General features: G+C 68.4%; 3 protein-coding genes and 1 pseudogene. 1 reads left to right on the top strand and 3 read right to left on the bottom strand.

What is annotated here, in order from left to right; translation table 11 throughout:
* The 3 genes from VGE49_RS12355 to VGE49_RS12345 all read right to left on the bottom strand — a co-directional run.
* A partial coding sequence (locus VGE49_RS12355; protein ID WP_331034846.1) for an SDR family NAD(P)-dependent oxidoreductase occupies positions 1 to 342 on the bottom strand: 342 nt, incomplete at its 3' end.
* 19 nt (positions 343 to 361) lie between these two features.
* Positions 362 to 1,306, bottom strand: a complete 945-nt coding sequence (gene fabD / locus VGE49_RS12350) for an ACP S-malonyltransferase (protein ID WP_331034845.1) — start codon at positions 1,304 to 1,306, stop codon at positions 362 to 364.
* A gap of 87 nt (positions 1,307 to 1,393) precedes the next feature.
* On the bottom strand, positions 1,394 to 2,677 hold the full coding sequence (locus VGE49_RS12345; RefSeq protein WP_331034844.1) for an Nramp family divalent metal transporter: 1,284 nt from the start codon (positions 2,675 to 2,677) through the stop codon (positions 1,394 to 1,396).
* Between the two features lie 258 nt (positions 2,678 to 2,935).
* Here VGE49_RS12345 and VGE49_RS12340 point away from each other — a divergent pair.
* Positions 2,936 to 3,044, top strand: a pseudogene (locus VGE49_RS12340) (30S ribosomal protein S6); the annotation flags it as partial.

Here is a 3,044-nt window from a genome sequence, read left to right as displayed (position 1 = left end):
CTGGATGACGGACTGGAAGTCCTCGTCCTTCATCCGCATCAGCAGGCCGTCCTTGGTGATGCCGGCGTTGGCGACCAGGATGTCCAGCGGACCGCCGGCGGCTTCCTCGGCGCGAGCGACCAGACCGTCGACCGATTCCGGGTCCGACAGGTTGGCGGCGGCGAAGAAGGCTCGTCCCTCGCCATTGGCGCCCAGCTCCTTGGCCAGATCAGCCAGCACCGCTTCACGCGTGCCCGACAGCACCACCGTCGCGCCCTGGGCGTGCAGCGAGCGCGCAATGGCCCCGCCGATGCCGCCGGTCGCGCCGGTCACCAGGGCGATCTTTCCCGAAAGGTTGAACATTGTTTCTATCCCTATGAAATCAGAGCGACGTCGCGAACGCTTCGAGGTCTTCCGGCGTGTTCAGCGCCAGGCTCTCGGCGTCGGGCGCGATGCGCTTGGCCATGCCGGTCAGGACCTTGCCAGAGCCGACCTCGACGAAGCGGGTCACGCCGCCTTCAGTCGCCATCCACTCCATGCTCTCGCGCCAGCGCACGCGGCCCGTGACCTGCTCGACCAGCAGACGGCGGATCACCTCGGCGTCCGTTTCCGGGCGGGCGGTGACGTTGGCGACCACCGGCACGGCCGGGGCGACGATCTTGGCGTCGGCCAGAGCGGCGGCCATCTCATCGGCGGCGGGCTGCATCAGCGGGCAGTGGAAGGGCGCCGAGACGTTCAGCGGAATGGCGCGCGCGCCCAGTTCCTTGGCCTTCTCGATGGCGCGGTCCACAGCGGCCTTGTCGCCCGAGATGACGACGTTGCCGTTGTTGTTGTCGTTGGCGACGACGCAGACGCCGACTTCCGAGCCGGCCTTGGCCGCTTCTTCCGCCAGGGTCAGGTCGGTCTTGGGTCCGATCAGCGAGGCCATCGCGCCCTTGCCCACCGGCACGGCGCGCTGCATGGCCTGGCCGCGCAGCTTCAGCAGGCGCGCCGTGTCCGACAGGCTGATCGCGCCGACCGCGGCCAGAGCCGAGTATTCGCCCAGCGAGTGACCGGCGACAAAGCCGGCCTTGGTCACGTCCACGCCGAACTCGACCTTCAGCACCCGCGCCGCCGCGGCGGAGACGGCCATCAGGGCCGGCTGGGCGTTCTCGGTCAGGGTCAGCTGGTCTTCCGGCCCTTCGCGCATCAGGTCGAACAGTTTCTGGTTCAGCGCGTCATCAACCTCGGCGAAGACGTCGCGTGCGCTGGCGAAGGCGTCCGCCAGGGCGGCGCCCATGCCGACGCTCTGGCTGCCCTGACCGGGGAAGAGAAGCGCGAGGGTCATAGGGGAACGATCCGTGGTCCGTTGATTCAAGGGGCCGAGGGGTAGGCGAAACCCTCCCCTACGGCAAGCAGGCGCTGACAGGCGGCGTCAGAACAGGCCGATCAGCTCCTTGCCCGCCAGAACGGCGAACAGCAGGGCCGCCGCGCCCAGCATGGCGTTCGACAGGCCGTGACTGCGCCATTCCCTCGGCACGCGGTCGCTGTTCAACAGCCACAACAGGGTCCCGGCCAGGAAGGGCATGAACAGGCTGCCCAGCACCCCATAGGCCACGATCAGGCCGAACGGCCGCTCCATGAACAGCAGGGCCATCGGCGGGAAGGTCAGCCACAGGGCGTAGGCGCGAAAGGCCCGGCTCTTGTCGCCGCGCACTGTCGCCTCGCCTGCCCTGCCCCGCACATGGGATGTGAAGTCGGCGAACATCAGGCTGACGCCCTGCCAGACGCCCAACAGGCTGGAGAAGCTGGTGGCCCAGAAGCCGACCAGGAAGAGAATGGAGATGGGACGCCCGAACCGCTCGCGCAGCACCTGATCCAAGTCTAGCAGCCCCCGATCGCCCCCTTGCAGGGCGATGCCCGCCGCGTGCAGCAACTCGGCCCCGACGACCAGCATGGCCACGACGAAGACCCCGGTGACGACATAGGCGACCCGGTTGTCCAGCCGCATCACCGCCATCCAGCCCGCCCCCTGCCAGCCCTTGGCGTTCAGCCAATAGCCATAGGCCGCCATGGTGATGGTCCCCCCCACCCCGCCGATCAGGCCCAGGGTATAGAAGACCGACCCCTGCGGCAGGGTCGGCCATAGGCCCGTCAGCAGGGCCGGAATGTCGGGCGTGACCAGCACCGCCAGACCGACCACGGTGACGAACATCACCCCGACGCAGGCCATCATCACCTTTTCGAACAGGCCGTAGCCGCCGAACCAGACGAAGGTCAGCCCGATGACGCCGCTCAGCATGCCCCAGGCCTTCAGGTCCAACGCCGGGAACAGGGCCGCCAGCGGCAGGGCCGTCGCCGTCATGGCCGCCGCTCCGTAGACAAAGCCCCAGATGACGACATAGAGGCCGAAATAGAGCCCGGCCCAGTTCAGCCGCCCGCCGACGACGCCGGGCAGCAGCCCCCGCCCCAGACTGGACCAGCCCTCGAAGATCGTCCGCTCGCTGGCAAGGGTCCAGCGCCCCACGGCCTCGGCCAGCGCGATCTTCAGCACCGTCCCCACAATAGCGGCCCACAAGAGGGCGTAGCCGAAGCGCGAGCCGGCGATCAGGGTCGCCACCAGGTCCCCCGCCCCCACGCCCGTCGCCGCCACGACAATGCCCGGCCCGATCAGGGACCAGCGCCTTTTCAGGGCGGCGTTCGGCTCGGTCGAGGTCATGCGGCGTCTCCGATCAGGCGAAAACCCTCCTCTGCTTCGGCCCCGCTTGGCAACGCCGGTCGCTCAACCTGGCCCCGCCCCGGCTCCGTCCTTGCTCTGGCGGGCTTTTTCGCCTATACGCGCCGCCTTTCCAGGGCTTCGGTCCTGTTGCGGAACGCCAAAGGGTTCGGGAAGTCATCCCGGCCGCCGCTTCAGGAGCCATCGTGGACAGGACTACCCGGTCCCTTTCACGCCGATGCCCACAAGGGAGACTACCGCATGGCTCTTTACGAGCACACGGTCATGACGCGCCAGGATATCTCGGCGCAACAGGCCGAAGCGCTGAACGACACCATCAAGGCTCTGATCGAAGAAGGCGGCGGCAGCG

Origin of the sequence: Brevundimonas sp. (assembly GCF_036405315.1) — a bacterium.
Classification (GTDB): domain Bacteria; phylum Pseudomonadota; class Alphaproteobacteria; order Caulobacterales; family Caulobacteraceae; genus Brevundimonas.
Note: the sequence above shows the minus strand (reverse complement) of the source record. Positions and strands in the feature narration are given on the sequence as shown.

Excerpts from the sequence above, each read along its gene's own strand:
- fabD (WP_331034845.1), bottom strand. The coding sequence starts at position 1,306 with ATGACCCTCGCGCTTCTCTTCCCCGGTCAGGGCAGCCAGAGCGTCGGC.
- VGE49_RS12345 (WP_331034844.1), bottom strand. The coding sequence starts at position 2,677 with ATGACCTCGACCGAGCCGAACGCCGCCCTGAAAAGGCGCTGGTCCCTG.